At 30.1% G+C, this 19,148-nt stretch carries 17 protein-coding genes and 1 tRNA gene; 12 read left to right on the top strand and 6 right to left on the bottom strand.

Annotated features, from left to right (window positions below):
• The 9 genes from I0K12_RS04425 (at window position 1) to I0K12_RS04390 (ending at window position 8,115) form a co-directional block, all read left to right on the top strand.
• Complete coding sequence (locus I0K12_RS04425) at window positions 1–1,077, top strand: endonuclease/exonuclease/phosphatase family protein (RefSeq protein ID WP_196885683.1); 1,077 nt, start codon at window positions 1–3, stop codon at window positions 1,075–1,077.
• Between the two features lie 73 nt (window positions 1,078–1,150).
• Window positions 1,151–1,591 carry a hypothetical protein gene (locus I0K12_RS04420; protein ID WP_196885682.1) on the top strand — a complete coding sequence of 147 codons (441 nt, stop codon included), beginning with the start codon at window positions 1,151–1,153 and terminating at the stop codon, window positions 1,589–1,591.
• A 221-nt stretch (window positions 1,592–1,812) separates the two neighbouring features.
• Window positions 1,813–3,156: a serine hydrolase domain-containing protein gene (locus tag I0K12_RS04415; protein WP_196885681.1), complete on the top strand. Its 1,344-nt coding sequence runs from the start codon at window positions 1,813–1,815 to the stop codon at window positions 3,154–3,156.
• Between the two features lie 117 nt (window positions 3,157–3,273).
• Window positions 3,274–3,402 carry a hypothetical protein gene (locus I0K12_RS22095; RefSeq protein ID WP_255552870.1) on the top strand — a complete coding sequence of 43 codons (129 nt, stop codon included), beginning with the start codon at window positions 3,274–3,276 and terminating at the stop codon, window positions 3,400–3,402.
• Between the two features lie 25 nt (window positions 3,403–3,427).
• Window positions 3,428–3,772: a hypothetical protein gene (locus I0K12_RS04410; RefSeq protein ID WP_196885680.1), complete on the top strand. Its 345-nt coding sequence runs from the start codon at window positions 3,428–3,430 to the stop codon at window positions 3,770–3,772.
• Window positions 3,773–3,811: 39 nt separating this feature from the next.
• Entirely contained in the window at window positions 3,812–4,666 is an 855-nt protein-coding gene (locus tag I0K12_RS04405) for a ChaN family lipoprotein (protein WP_196885679.1), read from the top strand.
• Window positions 4,667–4,773: 107 nt separating this feature from the next.
• Window positions 4,774–6,291 (top strand): glutamate--tRNA ligase, encoded by a 1,518-nt coding sequence (gltX, locus tag I0K12_RS04400; RefSeq protein WP_196886137.1) that lies wholly within the window; start codon window positions 4,774–4,776, stop codon window positions 6,289–6,291.
• Between the two features lie 87 nt (window positions 6,292–6,378).
• Window positions 6,379–7,326: an SPFH domain-containing protein gene (locus I0K12_RS04395; protein ID WP_196885678.1), complete on the top strand. Its 948-nt coding sequence runs from the start codon at window positions 6,379–6,381 to the stop codon at window positions 7,324–7,326.
• A gap of 180 nt (window positions 7,327–7,506) precedes the next feature.
• Window positions 7,507–8,115: a superoxide dismutase gene (locus I0K12_RS04390; protein ID WP_196885677.1), complete on the top strand. Its 609-nt coding sequence runs from the start codon at window positions 7,507–7,509 to the stop codon at window positions 8,113–8,115.
• 171 nt (window positions 8,116–8,286) lie between these two features.
• Here I0K12_RS04390 and I0K12_RS04385 read toward each other — a convergent pair whose 3' ends face one another.
• On the bottom strand, window positions 8,287–10,521 hold the full coding sequence (locus I0K12_RS04385) for an NADP-dependent isocitrate dehydrogenase (protein ID WP_196885676.1): 2,235 nt from the start codon (window positions 10,519–10,521) through the stop codon (window positions 8,287–8,289).
• A 344-nt stretch (window positions 10,522–10,865) separates the two neighbouring features.
• Between I0K12_RS04385 and I0K12_RS04380 the strand changes: the two genes are divergently transcribed.
• Window positions 10,866–11,426 carry a class I SAM-dependent methyltransferase gene (locus tag I0K12_RS04380; RefSeq protein ID WP_196885675.1) on the top strand — a complete coding sequence of 187 codons (561 nt, stop codon included), beginning with the start codon at window positions 10,866–10,868 and terminating at the stop codon, window positions 11,424–11,426.
• A gap of 55 nt (window positions 11,427–11,481) precedes the next feature.
• Here the strand turns inward: I0K12_RS04380 and I0K12_RS04375 are convergent, their stop codons facing one another.
• Both I0K12_RS04375 and I0K12_RS04370 read right to left on the bottom strand, forming a co-directional pair.
• On the bottom strand, window positions 11,482–12,057 hold the full coding sequence (locus I0K12_RS04375) for a 50S ribosomal protein L25/general stress protein Ctc (protein ID WP_196885674.1): 576 nt from the start codon (window positions 12,055–12,057) through the stop codon (window positions 11,482–11,484).
• An 18-nt stretch (window positions 12,058–12,075) separates the two neighbouring features.
• Window positions 12,076–13,017: a ribose-phosphate pyrophosphokinase gene (locus tag I0K12_RS04370; RefSeq protein WP_196885673.1), complete on the bottom strand. Its 942-nt coding sequence runs from the start codon at window positions 13,015–13,017 to the stop codon at window positions 12,076–12,078.
• A gap of 124 nt (window positions 13,018–13,141) precedes the next feature.
• Between I0K12_RS04370 and I0K12_RS04365 the strand changes: the two genes are divergently transcribed.
• Both I0K12_RS04365 and I0K12_RS04360 read left to right on the top strand, forming a co-directional pair.
• A tRNA-Leu gene (locus I0K12_RS04365) sits at window positions 13,142–13,223 on the top strand.
• Window positions 13,224–13,550: 327 nt separating this feature from the next.
• Complete coding sequence (locus tag I0K12_RS04360) at window positions 13,551–15,476, top strand: LTA synthase family protein (protein ID WP_196885672.1); 1,926 nt, start codon at window positions 13,551–13,553, stop codon at window positions 15,474–15,476.
• 401 nt (window positions 15,477–15,877) lie between these two features.
• On the opposite strand, the gene I0K12_RS04355 is transcribed toward I0K12_RS04360, so the two are convergent.
• The 3 genes from I0K12_RS04355 to I0K12_RS04345 are packed head-to-tail and all read right to left on the bottom strand — an operon-like array spanning window position 15,878 to window position 19,014.
• Window positions 15,878–16,525, bottom strand: coding sequence for an HmuY family protein (locus I0K12_RS04355; RefSeq protein WP_196885671.1), 648 nt, complete (start codon window positions 16,523–16,525; stop codon window positions 15,878–15,880).
• Window positions 16,526–16,537: 12 nt separating this feature from the next.
• A complete protein-coding gene (locus tag I0K12_RS04350) occupies window positions 16,538–18,655 on the bottom strand; it encodes a TonB-dependent receptor plug domain-containing protein (protein ID WP_196885670.1) in 2,118 nt (705 codons plus the stop codon).
• Between the two features lie 5 nt (window positions 18,656–18,660).
• Window positions 18,661–19,014, bottom strand: a complete 354-nt coding sequence (locus I0K12_RS04345) for a DUF6686 family protein (RefSeq protein WP_196885669.1) — start codon at window positions 19,012–19,014, stop codon at window positions 18,661–18,663.
• Window positions 19,015–19,148: the final 134 nt, after the last annotated feature.

The following is a 19,148-nucleotide window of genomic DNA, read 5'->3' as shown; positions in this document are numbered from 1 at the left end:
ATGAAAAATAAAATCCTATTCATTTGTGTAGTTTTAAGCTTTGTATCTATACAAGTTTTTGGTCAAAAATCAGGAAAAAAATATTCTATAAGAACAGTAGCTTTTTATAATTTGGAAAATCTATTTGATACCATTAACAATCCTGATACTTATGACGATGATAGAACTCCAACCGGAAAAGATCAATATACATCAAAAGTATATTGGGATAAAATAGATAATCTGGCACAAGTAATTTCTGAAATCGGAACGGATAAAGATAAAAATGGACCAGTAATCTTGGGAGTTTCGGAATTAGAAACAGAAGGTGTTTTACAAGATTTAGTAAATAATGAAAGAATAAAGAAAAAAAATTACGGAATAATTCATTTTGATTCTCCAGATAAAAGAGGTGTAGATGTTGCGCTACTTTATCAAAAAAAATATTTCTCTCCAGTAGACTATAAAAGTTATGAGTTAAAACTCTGGAGTGATAATGGTAGAAGAATTTACACCAGAGATCAATTGATGGTAAAAGGATATTTAGATGACGAATTAGTTTATGTGATTGTTAATCACTGGCCATCTCGAAGAGGTGGAGAAAAAAGAAGTAGTCCTTTAAGAGAAAAAGCTGCAGCATTAACCAAAAAAATTGTAGATGAGATTCTTGAAGAAGATGATGATGCGAAAATTATGATTATGGGAGATTTTAACGATGATCCTACAAATAAAAGTATCAAAGATATTTTGGATGCTAAAAGGTCTAAAAATGTGGAGGATGAAGAACTTTACAATCCTTTTTATAATATGTTTGAATCAGGAATGAGCTCTTTAGGTTATAGAGATAATATCAATCTTTTTGATCAAATAATTATTTCTGGAGAATTATTAACAGATGATAAAGATTATGATGATTATAAGTTCTATGAAGCACATATTTTTAACCCAAGTTATCTAACAAATTCAAAAGGAAGATATAAAGGTTATCCTTTCCGAAGTTATTCGAATAACCAATATACAGGTGGATATAGTGATCATTATCCTGTTTATATTTATTTAATTCGAGAAATGGGAGGAGATAATGACGACGATGATTAATCTTTTTTAAACAAAATATTATTAAACCTATTAAAATAAGTATACTTTTACGTTTTAATAGGTTTTTTGTTTTATGTTAAAAAGATTATTGTACATCGCTATTTTCACTTTCAGTTTACAATCTTGTAGAACTATTGAATACATTCCAGATTACTCTTCTGTCGAAGTTTTAAATACTAAAGAATACTTTAAGGAAGAAAAAGAATTTACACTAATAATGACTGCTGGAGTTGGTTGTGGTTATTGTAATCAAGCGATGAAAGACCTTTTAATTTTTGATAAATCTCCGAAATTAAATATTGTTGTTGCCGAATTTGGAAACCCAATGACTATAAAAAGATATCATCAACGATATTTGGACAAATATCTTTTCATAAACCCAAAAGATGGCAGTGTTTTTCCAAATGACTTTTATCCAATTTTTCAATTATACAAAGGAAAAGAATTAATTTGGGGATACGAAGGCTATAAAAAAGAGCATATTGTGAAGATTAAATCGTATCTAAAAGAATAAAACTACATAAAATATTTACTATAAAACAAATCATTACTTTTTTCATATAGAGGATAATAAAAGAGAAAATACCCTAATAAAATAACGTAATACCGTTAAATTATTAATTATCCTTGATTTATCTATGTTTCTTTTATAAATTACATAAGAAAATAAGAACTAAAAAAATCAGTTCTTAAAAGATTAATCAAATTATTTACTCAAAATAGATTTCTTAAAATATGAAAATTGCAAAAATGATTTTTTTCATACTGATAGCTGTAATAATTGTAGTTGTAGTCTATAATTATCCTCGATTAAACATCATTACAGGTTTTGCAGCAAAAAATGTTTGTTCGTGTACTTTTGTTGCCGATAGAAAATTAAAATCTATCGAATCTGAAGACAATGGTTTTTCACCAATTAAAATGGCTAAGAATAAAATTGATTTTAAAGAAAAATCTGTTACTTCTACAGTTTTTGGATTAAAAAAGAGAAAAGCTATTTATAGAGAAGGTTTAGGTTGTGTACTTCTTCCTGAAAATGCTCCTAAAAGTGAGAAAAATGATGCTCCGAATAGAAATTTAACACCAATCCAAAAGCCTTTCCCTTATGGAAATTTAGAACCAAAGGACACTACTTTTACCAATATCGATTATGATAAATTAAACAAAACAATCGCAGATGCTTTTGACGAATCTTTAGATTCTGCAACTAAAAAAACAAAAGCAGTTTTAGTTATTTATAAAGATCAAATTATTGGAGAAAAATACATGGAAGGATATAACAAAGACACTCGTCTTTTAGGTTGGTCGATGACAAAAAGTTTGACAAACACCATGTTTGGAATTCTTCAAAAAGAAAAGAAATTTGATATTCATAAACCTGCTCCTGTAGAAGAATGGCAAAAAGATGATCGAAGAAAAATCACCACAAAAGATTTACTAAAAATGAATAGTGGTTTGGAATGGGTTGAAGATTATAATACTATTTCTGATGTGACAAAAATGCTTTTTCAAGCTGGAAATATGACAAAATCTCAAATCAATAAAAGTGAAAAACATAAACCTAATCATTTTTTCAATTATTCTTCTGGAACCACAAATCTTCTTTCTGGAATTTTGAGAAAACAATTTGATTCGTATCAAGATTATATGGATTTTCCTTATAAATCTTTTATCGATAAAATGGGAATGCATTCTATGATTATCGAAACAGATTGTGCCGGAAATTATGTTCTTTCTTCATATGGTTGGGCTACAACGAGAGATTGGGCTAAGTTTGGTCTTTTATATCTTCATAATGGAAATTGGGATGGAGATCAGATTTTGAAAGAGTCTTGGGTGAAATATACACAAGAACCAGCTCCAGAATCAGATGATAGATATAGTGAACAATTCTGGATTAACAAAGGAGGTTTCTATCCAAACTCACCTAGAGATATGTATTCTGCAAATGGATATCAAGGACAAAGAATTTTCATAATTCCTAGTAAAGATATGGTGATTGTTAGACTAGGTTACTCAGAAAGAGATGCTTTTGATTTTGACGGAATGGTTAGCAATATCGTAGCATCCGTAAAATAATAAATGGTTATTGTTAAGAAACAAACTTTTAAATAGAACAATTCTAAATAATTGCTTTAAAATATGATTTTGAAGCAATTATTTCTTATTTTTAGAGACTCTTAATAATACAACCTCATGCAAAAAAAAGTTAAAGATTGGCTGAAAAAAATAGGTCTTGTAGGCTTTCTTTTTTTCTTTATCAAAGGATTGGTTTGGTTAGCAATATTTTTTGGTTTAGGAAAATGGATTAAAGATTTGTTTTAAACTAAGAATTTAAAATCAATTGTGAATGAAAAAGTGCTTAAACTGTGAAGAAACATTTGTTGGAAGAATAGATAAAAAATACTGCTCGGACTATTGTAGAAACAGTTATAACAACAGATTAGATATCGAAGGAAAAAAAATCATTCGAAATATCAATAATCGCCTGCGAAAAAACTACAAAATTCTATCCGAACTAAATGTTTCTGGAAAAACAAAGGTTTCAAAACATAAATTAATTAGTAAAGGTTTTGACTTTGATTATTTGACTTCCATTTATACTACAAAAAAAGGAACTGTTTATCATTTTTGCTATGATCAAGGCTATCTTGCTCTTGAAAATGATTTGTTTGTCTTGATAAAAAGAGAATAGATTTTATCTTACATTTGCTCTTTAACCAAGATAAATTTTATGAAAAATATATTTCTTCTAGTTAGTTTTTTAGCTTTTAGTCTTATTGGAAATGCACAAGGAAAAGATGTGTATAAATTGTATAACGAAAATGGAAAGAAAGTTCGTTATCAAAAAATGCTTCGAAAAATCAAAAAAGCAGATGTTGTTTTAGTTGGAGAATTCCACAATAACCCGATTTCTCACTGGCTGGAATATTCTATTTTAGAAGACATTTCGGAAAATAATAAAGTGACTATTGGAATGGAAATGTTCGAAACAGATACACAAACGACCATGGATGCTTTTTTAGAAGAAAAATTAACTAAAAAAGAATTTGATTCTTTAGCACGTCCTTGGAATAATTTTGACACAGATTATTTACAATTAATTGAATTTTCTAAAAAAAATAATATTCCAGTAATTGCTACAAATGTTCCTAGAAAATACGCAAGTATTGTTTATAAAAAAGGATTTGAAGGTTTGGAAACATTAGCGGTTGATGAAAAAAAATGGATTGCTCCGCTTCCGATTCCTTATGATAAAAACTTACCAGGATACCAAAATATGTTGAAAATGATGGGAGGTCATGGTGGAGAAAACTTACCAAAAGCACAGGCTTTAAAAGATGCTACAATGGCAAATTCTATTTTGAAAAATAAAAAAGAAGGAGAACTTTTTATTCATTTTAATGGTTCTTATCATTCTGACGATTTTGAAGGAATTTATTGGTATTTGAAAAAACATAATCCTGAACTGAATATTGTTACTATTTCCATTGTAGAACAAAAAGAGGTAAATAAGTTTAAAAAAGAAAATAAAGAAAAAGCAGACTTTATCTTAGTTGTAGATGAAGATGTAACTAAATCTTATTAATCTTAAATAAAAAAACAAAGCAAATAGAATATTGATAAAAGCTTAATTGAGTGTATCAATTACTTTCTACAAGTTCATTATCTTTGCGACAGAAAAAAATCAAAATCATGACTACAGACGTTCGAGTACGATTTGCACCTAGTCCAACGGGACCATTACATATGGGAGGTGTAAGAACAGCATTATTTAATTATTTATTTGCAAAAAAGCACAATGGTACATTTGTGTTGAGAATTGAAGATACAGATCAGACAAGATATGTTGCAAATGCCGAACAGTACATTATTGATTCTTTAAACTGGTGTGAAATTCCTTTTGATGAAGGTCCAGGGAAAAATGAAAAATTTGGTCCTTACCGTCAATCGGAGCGTAAAGCGATGTATAAAGATTATGCTTTTAGATTAATCGAGGAAGGAAAAGCTTATTATGCTTTTGATTCTGCAGAAGCTTTAGACGCACACAGAAAAGAACACGAAGAAAAAGGTAAAACTTTTAGTTATAGTCATCATAATAGAGAAAAATTAGACAATTCTCTTGCACTTTCTAAAGAGGAAGTAGAAGCAAAAATTGCAGCAGGAGAAAAATATGTGATTCGTTTTAAAACTCCAGCAGATAGAATTTTAAAACTTTCAGATGAAATTCGTGGAGAAATTTCGATTGATACAAATACTTTAGATGATAAAGTTTTATTTAAGTCGGACGGAATGCCAACGTATCATTTAGCAAATATTGTAGATGATCATTTAATGGAAATCACACACGTAATTCGTGGTGAAGAGTGGTTACCTTCTATGCCATTACACGTTTTATTATACGAAGCTTTTGAATGGGAGGCGCCAAAATTCGCACATTTACCATTGATTTTAAAGCCAGTTGGAAAAGGAAAATTAAGCAAACGTGATGGAGATAAATTAGGTTTCCCTGTTTTCCCATTAGAATATACGAATGAAGTAAATGGAGAAGTTTCTAGAGGATATAGAGAAGATGGATATTTCTCAGAAGCTTTTATCAATATGTTAGCTTTCCTTGGTTGGAATCCTGGAACAGAGCAAGAGCTTTTCTCTTTAGAAGAATTAGTAGAAGCTTTTTCTTTAGAAAGAGTGAGCAAAGCTGGAGCAAAATTTAGTCCAGACAAAACAAAATGGTTCAACCAACAATACATGCAAAAGAAATCGGATAAAGAATTAGCTGGTTTATTTATGCCAATTTTAAAAGAGCATAATATCGAAGCTACAGAAGATTTCGTAGAAAAAGTAGTTGGATTAATTAAAGAAAGAGCTGTTTTTGTAAATGATTTATGGGATTTAAGCAATTTCTTCTTTGTAAATCCTACAGAATATGATGCTAAAGGAGTAAAGAAAAACTGGAAAGAAGGAACCAATGAATTGATGACAGAATTAATTTCTGTTCTCGAAGGAATTGAAGATTTCTCTTCAGCAAATACAGAATCAATCGTGAAGGAATGGATTGGAACAAAAGAAGTTGGATTTGGAAAAGTAATGCAGCCTCTTCGTTTAAGTCTAGTTGGAGCAATGAAAGGACCACATCTATTTGATATTATTGAAATGATTGGAAAAGAAAATACTGTAGAAAGAATTCAAAATGCAATTCAAACAAACGGATAATTTTTTAATCAAAATACTATAAATATTCTAAAAGCACTTCTATTTTGAAGTGCTTTTTTTGTATTTTTAAGCAAAAAATAAAATAATATGGATTATTATCAGTACATACCCGTAGTAATTGTCTTACTATTTATTATTGTTTCAGGTTTATTTATGGTGAAACAACAAACTACTGCCGTAATTGAAAGATTTGGTAGATTTAGATCTATTCGTCAAGCAGGACTTCAATTCAAAATTCCTTTTATCGATAGAATTGCAGGTAGAGTTTCGTTGAAAATTCAGCAATTAGATGTAATGGTAGAAACAAAAACAAAAGACAATGTTTTCGTTCAGCTAAAAATTTCTGTTCAGTTTAAAATTTCTCAGGAAAAAGTTTATGATGCTTTTTATAAGCTTCAAAATCCTCATGACCAGATTACAGCATATATTTTTGATGTAGTTCGTGCGGAAGTTCCAAAGATGATTTTGGATGATGTTTTTGAGAAGAAAGATGATATCGCCATCGCAATTGAAAGAGAATTGAAAGAAGCAATGTTGAATTATGGTTACAACATCGTAAAAGCTCTTGTAACAGATATTGATCCGGATTCGCAAGTAAAGAATGCGATGAATAGAATTAATGCTGCAGAAAGAGAAAAAGTTGCTGCACAGTTTGAAGGAGATGCACAACGTATCCGTATTGTAGAAAGAGCAAAAGCAGAAGCAGAAAGCAAACGTTTACAAGGACAAGGTATTGCAGACCAAAGACGTGAGATTGCTCGTGGATTGGAAGAGTCTGTAGATACTTTAAACAGAGCTGGAATTAATTCTCAAGAAGCTTCTTCTCTAATTGTAATTACACAACACTATGATACTTTACAAGCAATTGGACAAGATACGAACAGTAATTTGATTCTTTTACCAAACACACCAAATGCAGCAAGTGATATGTTGAATAATTTGGTAACGAGTATGGTTGCAGCAAACAAAATCAGTGAAGCAAACCAAAAACCTCGTAAGAAGAAAAACGATGATGATCACAAAGATTTTGAATAAAAAATAAATCAAGAAAACTTGAGTTTTGAAAGAAATAATTCATAAAACTCTTAAATTCAGATTTATATTTTTAATTATCAATAAAAATAATAGGAATATCAAAACAATCAATTTCTTTTATTCATTATTGTTCATTACCTTTGAAATAGTTTATGTTTAACTTAAAAAAATAGAAACAAAATGGCTTTCGAATTACCAAAATTACCATACGCATACGACGCATTAGAACCAAATATTGATGCTAGAACAATGGAAATTCACCATGGTAAACACCATGCAGGATATACAAATAACTTAAACAATGCAATTGCAGGAACTGATTTAGAAGGAAAATCTATCGAAGATATCTTAGCTAATTTAGACTTATCTAACGGAGCTGTAAGAAACAACGGAGGTGGATACTACAACCACTCTTTATTCTGGACAATCATGTCTCCAAACGGAGGTGGAGCTCCAACAGGAGAATTAGCAGAAGCAATTGATGCTGCTTTTGGTTCTTTTGATGCTTTTAAAGATGCTTTTGCAAAAGCTGCTGCAACTAGATTCGGATCAGGATGGGCTTGGTTATGTGTACAAAAAGGTGGAAAAGTAGAAGTTTGTTCTTCTGCAAACCAAGATAATCCATTAATGCCAGAAATCGGGTGTGGAGGAACTCCAATCTTAGGATTAGACGTTTGGGAGCACGCTTACTACTTAAACTACCAAAACAGAAGACCTGACTACATTAATGCATTCTTTAATGTAATCAACTGGGAAGAAGTTTCTAGAAGATATGCTGAAGGAAAATAATTTTTAGAGGACATATAATAATTATTTATTATACCATTAAGTGTATAAATTTAAAACAGGATTCAAAATTTAATTTGAATCCTGTTTTTTTATAAGTCAATTTTAATAAAACAAAAAAGAGATAGATGTATATCTATCTCTTTTTCTATTTATGTTATTTTAAACTCTTTATTAAGCGTTTAAATTAGCTAATACTTTATTGAAAGTTTCACTTGGACGCATAGCTTTAGCAGCTAACTCTTGGTTTGGTTTGTAATATCCTCCGATATTCATTTCCACACCTTGAGCTCCGTTTAATTCAGCAACGATTGCTTCCTCATTTGCTTTTAACTCTTCAGCTAATCCAGCGAAGTGTGCTTTTAACTCAGCATCTTTATCTTGCTTCGCTAATTCTTCTGCCCAGTATAAAGCTAAATAGAAGTGAGAACCTCTGTTGTCTAATTCATTTACTTTTCTAGAAGGAGATTTATCATTTTCTAAGAAAGTACTTGTTGCATTATCTAAAGTTTCAGATAAAACTAAAGCTTTAGCATTGTCAGTTGTAGTTCCTAAGTGCTCAAAAGAAACAGCTAATGCTAAGAACTCTCCTAATGAATCCCATCTTAAATGGTTTTCAGACTCAAATTGTTGTACGTGCTTTGGTGCAGAACCTCCAGCTCCTGTTTCAAATAAACCTCCTCCGTTCATTAATGGAACGATAGAAAGCATTTTTGCAGATGTACCAACTTCTAAGATTGGGAATAAATCTGTTAAGTAATCTCTTAATACATTTCCAGTTACAGAAATCGTATCTTTTCCATCTTTTAATCTAGCTAAAGTATAACGAGTAGCTTCAGCTGGAGCAAGAATTAAGATTTCTAACCCTTCTGTATCGTGTTGTGGTAAATAAGTGTTTACTTTTTTGATTAATTCAGCATCGTGAGCTCTAGTTTCATCTAACCAGAAAACTGCTGGTGTATTTGTAGCTCTTGCACGGTTTACAGCTAATTTAACCCAGTCTTGGATTGGTAAATCTTTTGTCTGACACATTCTCCAGATATCACCTTCCTCAACTTTATGAGACATTAATACGTTTCCTTCAGCATCGATAACTTTTACAGTTCCTTCTCCAGGAATTTCGAAAGTTTTATCGTGAGATCCGTATTCTTCAGCTTTTTGTGCCATTAATCCTACGTTTGGTACAGTTCCCATTGTAGTTGGATCGAAAGCTCCGTTTTCTTTACAGAAATCAATTGTCTCTTGGTAAACAGCAGCATAACTACTATCTGGAATTACAGCTTTTGTATCTTGTTGTTTTCCTTCAGCATTCCACATTTGTCCAGAAGTACGAATCATTGCTGGCATAGAAGCATCAATAATTACATCACTTGGTACATGTAAATTTGTAATTCCTTTATCAGAATTTACCATTGCTAATGCAGGACGATCTGCCATACAAGCGTTGATATCTTCTTTAATTTCGTTTTTCTTAGCTTCGTCTAAGTTTTCGATTTTAGATACTAAATCTCCAAATCCGTTTCTTACATTTACTCCTAATTCTTTGAAAGTATCATTGTGTTTTTCAAAAACTGGCTTGAAGAAAGCTTCTACAGCGTGTCCAAAAATAATTGGATCTGAAACCTTCATCATCGTAGCTTTCATGTGTAAAGAAAATAATACATCCTCTTTCTTTGCATCTTCGATTTGTGTTTCTAAGAAAGAAATTAATGCATTTTTACTTAACCTTGTAGCATCAATTACTTCACCATCTAAAAGAGAAACTTGTGGTTTTAATACTTTCTCTTCTCCATTTACTCCTTCGAAAACGATTTTTACATCTGTCGCTTTTTCTACAGTAACTGATTGCTCACTTGATCTGAAATCATTTTCTCCCATGCTTGCAACGTGTGATTTAGAATCTGCTGACCAAGCTCCCATACTATGTGGGTGTTTTCTAGCATAATTCTTCACTGCTTTAGGAGCTCTTCTGTCAGAGTTTCCTTCACGTAAAACTGGGTTTACTGCAGATCCTTTAATTTTGTCATAACGAGCTTTGATTGCTTTTTCTTCATCCGTAGCAGGAGAAGTTGGGTAATCTGGTAAAGCATATCCAAGAGCTTGTAATTCTTTAATTGCAGCTGTTAACTGAGGAATAGAAGCACTGATATTTGGTAGTTTTACGATATTAGCTTCTGGAGTTTTAGCTAATTCTCCTAAATATTTTAAATCATCGTTGATTCTTTGTTCTTCTGATAAAAACTCTGGGAAAGTTGCAATAATTCTTCCAGCTAAAGAGATATCTCTTGTTTCCATTTCAATTCCTGAAGAAGCTGAGAATGCCTCTACAATTGGTAAAAATGAATAAGTTGCTAAAGCTGGTGCCTCGTCTGTTTTCGTATAAATAATCTTGGATGCTATTTTTGTCATGATCAAAATTCAGTTTAAAAAATATAATTATCTAGCTAAATTAATTAGCCATTTTTTGCGTGGTAAATTTAACAAACAATTTTCTTTTATTAAAGAATTTAGCTTTACTCTTATCAATAACTTATCGAATTTTATGATAATATTGACATTTGTCAAATAAGTAATTATTTTTTTTATAATAACTCATAAATCATAGCCTAAAATTTAGATATATTTTATTGTTTTTTTAATTTAATAGAAAAAAATGCAACAAAAAAGCTTTTCTTCGGGAAATTTTGTAAATAATATTCCTTATTTCCGACTAAGCCTCTAATATTTTTATAACAGACGTCTTTATTTAATTTATGAAGTTTAATTTTATTCAAAAATGGTATTTAAAAAAAGCCAATGTAAAACTAGAAAGACTATCCAAATTTTATACTGAAAAAGAAAAAATTCTAGATGTTGGGAGCGGAAATGGAGGTTTGTGTTATCTTTTAAAAAATGAAAATCTAGAAGTAACTTCTTTAGATATTAAAAATAAAAGTGGATTTCAATCTGTTTCTCCTATAATATATAATGGAGTGAATTTTCCTTTTGAACAAAAAAGTTTTGACACTGTTCAAATCATTACAGTTCTTCATCATATTCCAGATCCTGTAAATACTATCAAAGAAGCTCAAAAGACAGCCAAAAGAATTATTATTATGGAAGATATTTTTGAAAGTTATTTTCAGAAAATTCTAACACATATAGTAGATAGTATTGTCAATTGGGAATTTATTGGACATCCATATACTAATAAAGATGATAAAGGTTGGCGAGATGTTTTTGAAGATTTAAACTTAGAAATCGAGAAAGTTGAGTATTATAAATTTTTATTTTTTTTCAAGCAAGTAACTTATGTTTTAAAAAATAAAGCATAAAAAAAGCTCTCTTAATTTAAGAGAGCTTTTAAGTATATTATCTGTTAAAAACCTACTATTCAGCAGTTTCTTCAGCTTTCTTAGCGTTACGAGACATTCTAACTTGTGCAACTACAGTGTTTTCTGGGTGCATGATAGTATAGTTATCGTTAGCTAATGAAGTTACATATAATTTGTTTCCGATTTCTAATTCTGAAATATCAGCTGTGATGAAATCTGGTAAGTTTGCTGGTAAAGCTTTTACTCTTAATTTACGCATATTGTGACGTAAAGCTCCTCCTCGCATAACCCCTGGAGATGCTCCAGTTAATTTTACTGGGATATCCATACCAATTTCTTTATCTTCAAATAATTGGTAGAAATCGATGTGTAAAATCTCGTCAGTTACTGGGTGGAATTGGATATCTTGTAAGATAGCAGTATAAGTTTCACCACCTTCAATTTCAATCGTTGCAGTGTATACATTTGGAGTATAAACTAAACTTTTGAATTCTTTTGCATCAGCTGAAAATGATAAAGTGTTCTCTCCTCCGTATAATACGCAAGGTACCTTTCCAGCATTACGTAAGGCTTTAGTTGCTTTTTTACCTACGCTTTCTCTTTTAGATCCTTTGATTGCTATTGATTGCATTTTAAATAAAATATAAAATTAAATAATAAATTTATCGCTAATTGAAGTGTTATCATGCACTTTATGCATCACCTCTGCGAATAAAGGGGCGCAAGATACAACTTTTATTTTAGAACTACTAGCATTTAACGGAATTGTATCAGAAACAATAAGTTCCGTAAGTGCTGAGTTCTCAATTCTTTCTACTGCATTACCAGATAAAATAGGGTGTGTAGTGATTGCTCTTACACTTTTTGCTCCTTTTTCCATCATCATATCTGCAGCTTTTGTTAATGTTCCAGCAGTATCAACCATATCATCTACTAAGATTACATTCTTACCTTCTACCTTTCCGATAAGTTCCATTGTAGAGATTTCATTGGCTTTTTCTCTTTGCTTGTAACATATTACTACATCACTTTTTAAATACTTAGAATAAGCATAAGCTCTTTTTGATCCTCCCATATCTGGAGAAGCAATCGTGATATCATCTAAACCTAAACTTTCAATGTATGGTAAGAAGATTGTAGATGCGAATAAATGATCCACTGGTTTTTCAAAAAATCCTTGAATTTGATCTGCATGTAAATCCATCGTCATTACTCTTGTAGCACCTGCAGACTGTAATAAGTTTGCAACTAATTTTGCTCCAATTGCCACACGAGGTTTATCTTTTCTATCTTGTCTAGCCCATCCGAAATAAGGAATTACTGCTGTAATATGTCTAGCAGAAGCTCTTTTTGCTCCGTCTAACATTAAAAGCATTTCCATTAAATTATCAGCATTTGGAAAAGTAGAACCAATGATAAAAACTCTACGTCCTCTCACAGACTCTTCAAAAGCAGGTTGGAATTCTCCATCGCTAAACTTAGATAATTTTACATTTCCTAATTCAGCTCCATAAGCTTTAGCAATTTCAGCGGCTAATTCTACACTTTGTGAACATGCAAAGATTTTTGGTGGAAGTTTTGTGTTTTCCATTTTTTATTTAGTTGTGTTTTAAGTACTTAAAAATATAGTGTTGTTTGTTGTGCAAATTTAGAAATTATTTGAAAATTGGGTAGTTAATAAACCAAAAATATTTATTAAATTTGCCTCACCTTAAGCCTTGGTGGCGGAATTGGTAGACGCGCTGGATTCAAAATCCAGTTCTTTCGGGAGTGTGGGTTCGATTCCCACCCAAGGTACTAAACACCTTATATTATTTTAAAATAGTATAAGGTGTTTTTTTATATCCAACAATTAAAAATAACTCATAAAAAGGATATTTTTTTATGTAAAAATACTTAAAAAACTTCTTTTTATTGATATAAATGTAATTTTCAAGTATTAAATTAATTGCATTTTTAGATTTCAATAAAAAATTAAGCGTAAAATTTCTCTATACATAATTATTCTATCAAATAAACTTGTTTTGTGCTAATTTTTTGTTAAAAATAAAATACTTTTTACTTTTGGGTGCTTTTTTTTCACATTCTTGAATTAAAAGAAATAAAAAAATAACCCCATTAAGCATGAAAATTAACCCTAACTCTAAACTAATTTTAAAGTTATACTTATTAGTTCTTTCCATTTTTACACTTTTTAGATTCATACTTTTCTTTTACGAATCAGACAAAGTAGATTTAAGTAAAGTTTCCATTTCAACAATTTTCCAATCCTTTGTGATGGGAGTAAGATTTGATATAGTTATATCAAGTTATATACTGATTCTTCCTGTTCTGATATTGAGTATCATGGATCTTCTAAAGAAAGACAGTAAATATGTAAAGAAATTTATTTTCTATTGGACTTCTATATTTTTTATTGTTGCTTTTGCAATTTCTTCGGCAGATATTCCATATTTCAGTCAGTTCTATGAAAGATTCTCAGTAGGAGCATTTGAGTGGATGAGTAATTTTGATATTGTTTTTTCTATGATTTTTAGCGAACCTCAATATTATTCTTTCTTTATTTTCTTTATATTATTAGCTGTTGGTTTTGTTTTTATGCTGAAAAAGATTCTTTTAAAAGAGCAAGAGATTTCAAATTTAAAAACATGGAAAAAAGCAACTTTGATGGTTTGTACTTTACTAATTATTGCAGTAGGAATTCGAGGAAGATTACAAAGAAAATCACCAATTAGAGTAGGAACAGCTTATTTTTGTGATAATGCTTTTTTAAATAAATTAGGATTAAATCCATCTTATACTTTACTGAGAAGTTATTTAAGCAGTAAAAATCCGAAGAACAAAAAAATTGATTTAATAGAAGGAGAATTAGCATTAAATAATGTAAAAAGATATTATAATATAAAATCATCCGATTATAATTCTCCGATTGCTAGAAAAGTAGAATTTGATACTAAGGCAGAAAAAAAGCCAAATGTTGTATTAATTTTGATGGAAAGTATGAGTGCTTTTAAAATGAATCGACATGGAAATGAAAAAAACCTAACTCCTTTTTTAGATAGTTTATCAAATGAAAGCATCTATTTTGAAAACTACTACACATCGGGTAAACATACTTTCAACGGAATTTTTAGTTCCTTATATTCTTTTCCGGCAATCTACCGAAGACATTCGATGAAGCAAATGATAAGCCATAGTGGAATGAGTAGTACTTTATCTAAAAATGGATATTCAACAACATATTTTACAACACATGATGGTCAGTTTGACAATGTAGAAGGTTTTTTAAGAGAAAATGGTTTTCAAAACATTATTACACAATCTGATTATCCTATTTCGGAAGTAAAAACATCTTTAGGAGTTCCAGACGATTATATGTTCCGATATTCAATGGATATTTTAGATGATTTAGCTGGAGGAGATAAGCCTTTTTTCACCACTTTTATGACTACTAGTGATCATGGTCCTTATTACGTTCCTGAATATTTTCAACCTAAATCAGAAAATATCAAAGATCAGGTAGTAGAATATGCTGATTGGTCTTTAAAACGATTTTTAGAATTATCTTCTGAAAAAGATTGGTATGAAGATACTATTTTCATTTTTTCTGCGGATCATGGAGCGGTGCTAGAAGCTAATTATGATATTCCTTTAAGTTATTTTAGATCTCCGTTAGTGATTTATCAACCAAATAAAAACATTAAACAAATACATAAAAACATCGCGAGTCAAGTAGATATTTATCCAACTTTAATGGGGATGCTTAAAATTCCTTATGTGAATAATAGTTTGGGTGTAGATGTTATTAATAGTAAAAGAGATTTTGCAATTATCAATGACGATGATAAAATCGGGATTATAGATACAACCTTCTTATGTATTTATAAAGATGATGAAGCGAAATTGTATAAATACAAGCAAGCGGATCCAAAAAATTATGCAGATGAAAATCCTGAATTGGTAAAAGAAATGACTGACTATGCTAAGTCAAATCTTCAGGTATATCAAAACATGTTGCTTTCTGGTCAAACAAAATTGGAAGAGTTTTAGAAAATAAACTTCATAAAAAAAGCGTTGGTAACTACCCCAACGCTTACAAACCAAAAACAACGTAGAAAACTTAAGATTTTCTACAATCTATAACTAAAATATATCGAAGATATTTAGTTTTATCGTGAAGGAAAAAAGAACGTGTTTGTCGTACATTATCAATTTACACCTGTGATAATAGTTTTCATAATTCAAAGATTCTTCCTTTTCTCGAGAAATTGAAGAAAGGTATTACAATACCAATAATGTACTTTGATAAAACTAAATACTTCAATAACTAAAACAATTTGATATATGAATGAACTTTTAAAAAATGTTGCATAGTATAGTTTCAATTAGAACAATTTAAAATCAGAAATATATGGTTAGTTATAATTTTCTATGCAACATTTATAGGTTACTTATTTTAATGATTTAGAATCACCTGTTTGATATTTATAATTAAATGTGTAATATGCAGACTCTGATGTTTCATCAATCGTTGCAGGATTATCTTTGTAATAACTTAAGATTTCCATTTTTGCATATTTTCCAGCATCTGTTTTAATAACAATAACTTTTCCTGGAATTGGAGTAATTTGGTGAGATTGTGGATTATAGTTATACCATCCATTTCCTCCTCCTTTTGGAACAGCTAATTCAGCTTCTGTATCTTCTCTAAAATCTGCATCTTCTGGAGCTTCTAAAACTTCATTGAAAATTCCATCTAAAACTACAGCCATTGCAGAACCATCTCCGCTAATCCCTGAATTTGTAATAATTGTAGTTCCCTTGAAAGCAATATCCCAGTTTGCACTTTCATCTACCAATCCTCCTTCTTCAAAACTGAAATAATTAAAAGGTTTTTCCTCGATTACTTGTCCTGTAGCATAATCAATAACATCATTAGGAGCGTGTAAATTTTCTACTTTTTTTAATTCTAATTCTGTTGGAGCTGGGTCTACTGGATCAACAGTTTGTGTATTATCATCATCATCAGAACAACTTACGAATGAAAATGATATAAAAGCGATAAGTAAAAAACTAAGGAATAAATTATTTTTTTTCATGGTTTCTATAGTTTATAAATTTAATTTTAGTGACGTATATAATATTCTTCCTGGATTGGAAGTAATTGTGTATTCTTCTGTTTTGTATGTGTAATCAAAAAGATTCTCTGCTCCAATACTCCAGATTAATTTATCTTTCCAAAATGGTCTCGAAATATTCGTATTTACAAGACTAAATCCTTTTGTATATTCTTCATCTGCATCAAGAATTCCAGAACCATTTACATCTGCAAAACCATAGGGTCCTTTATAGATAATTCTAAGATTAGCGGAGATTTTTTTCCAAATATTATTTGCTGTAATTTTAAAGTTCCCAGAATGTTTTGATCTATTGAAAAGACCTCCATAATCAGATAATTTCAACTTGTAAGATTCTCCTGTTTTAGGATCTCTTCCATATCTTTTCCCGTCTTTAATTTCTTCTACAACATCCTTATCTTTTGCATCTAAGTATTGATATCCAATACTAAATTTGATTTTTTCATTCAGATGGTAAGAAACATCTAGTGTAATTCCCTGCGTGTAAACTCTACTGATATTTTTATAACTATAGACGAATTGATTATTTGTTTTTAAAGCAATCGCAGTAGATTCAATTAAATTGTCAAGATCATTTCTGAAAAGGTTTCCTTTGATAAACACATTTTTAATTGGAGAATAATTGAAACCGAAGTTAATTCCAATAGATGTTTCAGGATCTATCTTACCATCATCGTTTTTAATTTTATAATAATCATCATACAAAATCGGACTTCCATCTTCATTTCGTTTGATTTGTTCTTCTTGTAATAACTTCTCAATACCTTCCACAACATATGTAGTACCAAAAACAGTGTATCCTACGGAAGCATTTGAGAAGTTTAAGTATAGCTGTTGAAACGTTGGTCTTTTAAAACCTGTTCCAATACTAGCATTAACAGAGAAATTGTCTGTGAAACGATAAAACCCTGAAAATTTTGGGTTAAACTGTGTTGTAAAAGCATCATGATTATCAATTCTTGCTCCCACAGTTACGTTCGCTTTTTTGTTGATATCCCACAGATATTGAGCATAAGCAAAAACATTATTCGCCTTGAAAGTAATATCTGCATCCAATCGAGAAGTATTTACAGTTTCTCGAATATATCCCAATCCAACAGTTAGCGTATGTGCTTTGTGAAATTGGTAAGTTGTTTGTGATTCTAATTGCTGAAAAGATTCTTTAAAGAATGATGAATCATAATTCTCATTAGTTTCTTTATATATAGATTCTGAATCTGTTTTATATCTTGTATAATACCATCTTAAACTTGTCTGAAGTTTATCCGAGTGTTTATACTCAAACTTTGGAACTACAAAGAAATCTTTTACTTTTCCTTCAGAATTGATGACTAATTCATTGCTTAAATAATCGTAATCTTGCTTTTCTTGAAAATATCTTCCACCTACAGTAAACTTTAGCTTTTTTGTAAAATCATAACCAATATTTGTCAAAAATGTTTGATTATTAAAAGGTGAAACTGTCTTTCCAAATGTTTCTGGAGATAAATCATAACCATCCGTTTGATAATGATTTAAACCAACATTTAATTTAAATTTATCTTTTACAAAATCCAGCTCCGCATTTCCAGTTATTGTATTATTCGTAGCATATCGCCCGATAATTGAAGCAGAAGTTCTGTTTGCTTTTTTAGTAATAATATTAATTACTCCTCCTAAAGCTTCTGAACCATATAGACTTGAACTTGGACCTTTTACAATCTCGATTTGTTCAATATCTCCAAGATTCAATCTTGATAAATCAAAAGTTCCTGAAACTCTACCTACTAATGGATTTCCGTCTACAAGTATCAAAATATAATCTGAATTTAAACCTTGTAATTGTACTCCGGCTCCATGATCATAGACAATGTCAAGACCTGTGACTTCTTGTAAAACGTCTTTTAAATTAGTTACACCTAATGCCTCAATATCCTTAGCTTTCAATAATGTCACAGGTACAGAAATACTACTTAGCTGTCTTTTATTCTTTGTTGCTGTTACCACGACTTCTTCCAAGCCGTTTATCGTGTCTTTTTTCTGTGTTTGCTGTGCTGAAATTGTATTTATAAAAGCAAACACAAAAAATAAAGTTCCAATTATTTTTTTCATTTTCTCTAGTTTAAACAAAAGTCATACGTCATTTCTACTGCCAACTCTGTCTCTTTCTTTTGCGTCTTTCTCATAGAAAAAAGTGAAAACAATTCTTCTAATTCATTCATGTTAAAAGAGATTTTCAATGTTTCACTATTTGTTGGTAAAAGAATGTTTTTACCTAAAGAATGACACAAAGCTCCATCTCCTAAATGTTTTTTATAAAGATTTTTGATGTGGTTTCTAAATCGATCAAATCCTGAAATAGAAAAAGTAAAATTCAAATTCTTGAACTCAATCTGATAATGATTACACTCAAGACATTTATAGATTACTCCATTTTCCGTTCTGCTTAATAATTCAATTTGATGACTCATATCCACATTTGTTTTCCATTGATGGTACAAATATATATTATTATTTTTATTTAGACTGAATATAAATAAAGAAAATATTATATTTTTTCTAACATTTGCTTTTAGCCTTCATAAACACAGGGTTTTCTAGTTTC

Origin of the sequence: Aureivirga sp. CE67, from assembly GCF_015767245.1 — a bacterium.
Lineage (GTDB): Bacteria > Bacteroidota > Bacteroidia > Flavobacteriales > Flavobacteriaceae > Aureivirga.
This window is presented reverse-complemented; position numbering and strand designations above follow the sequence as displayed.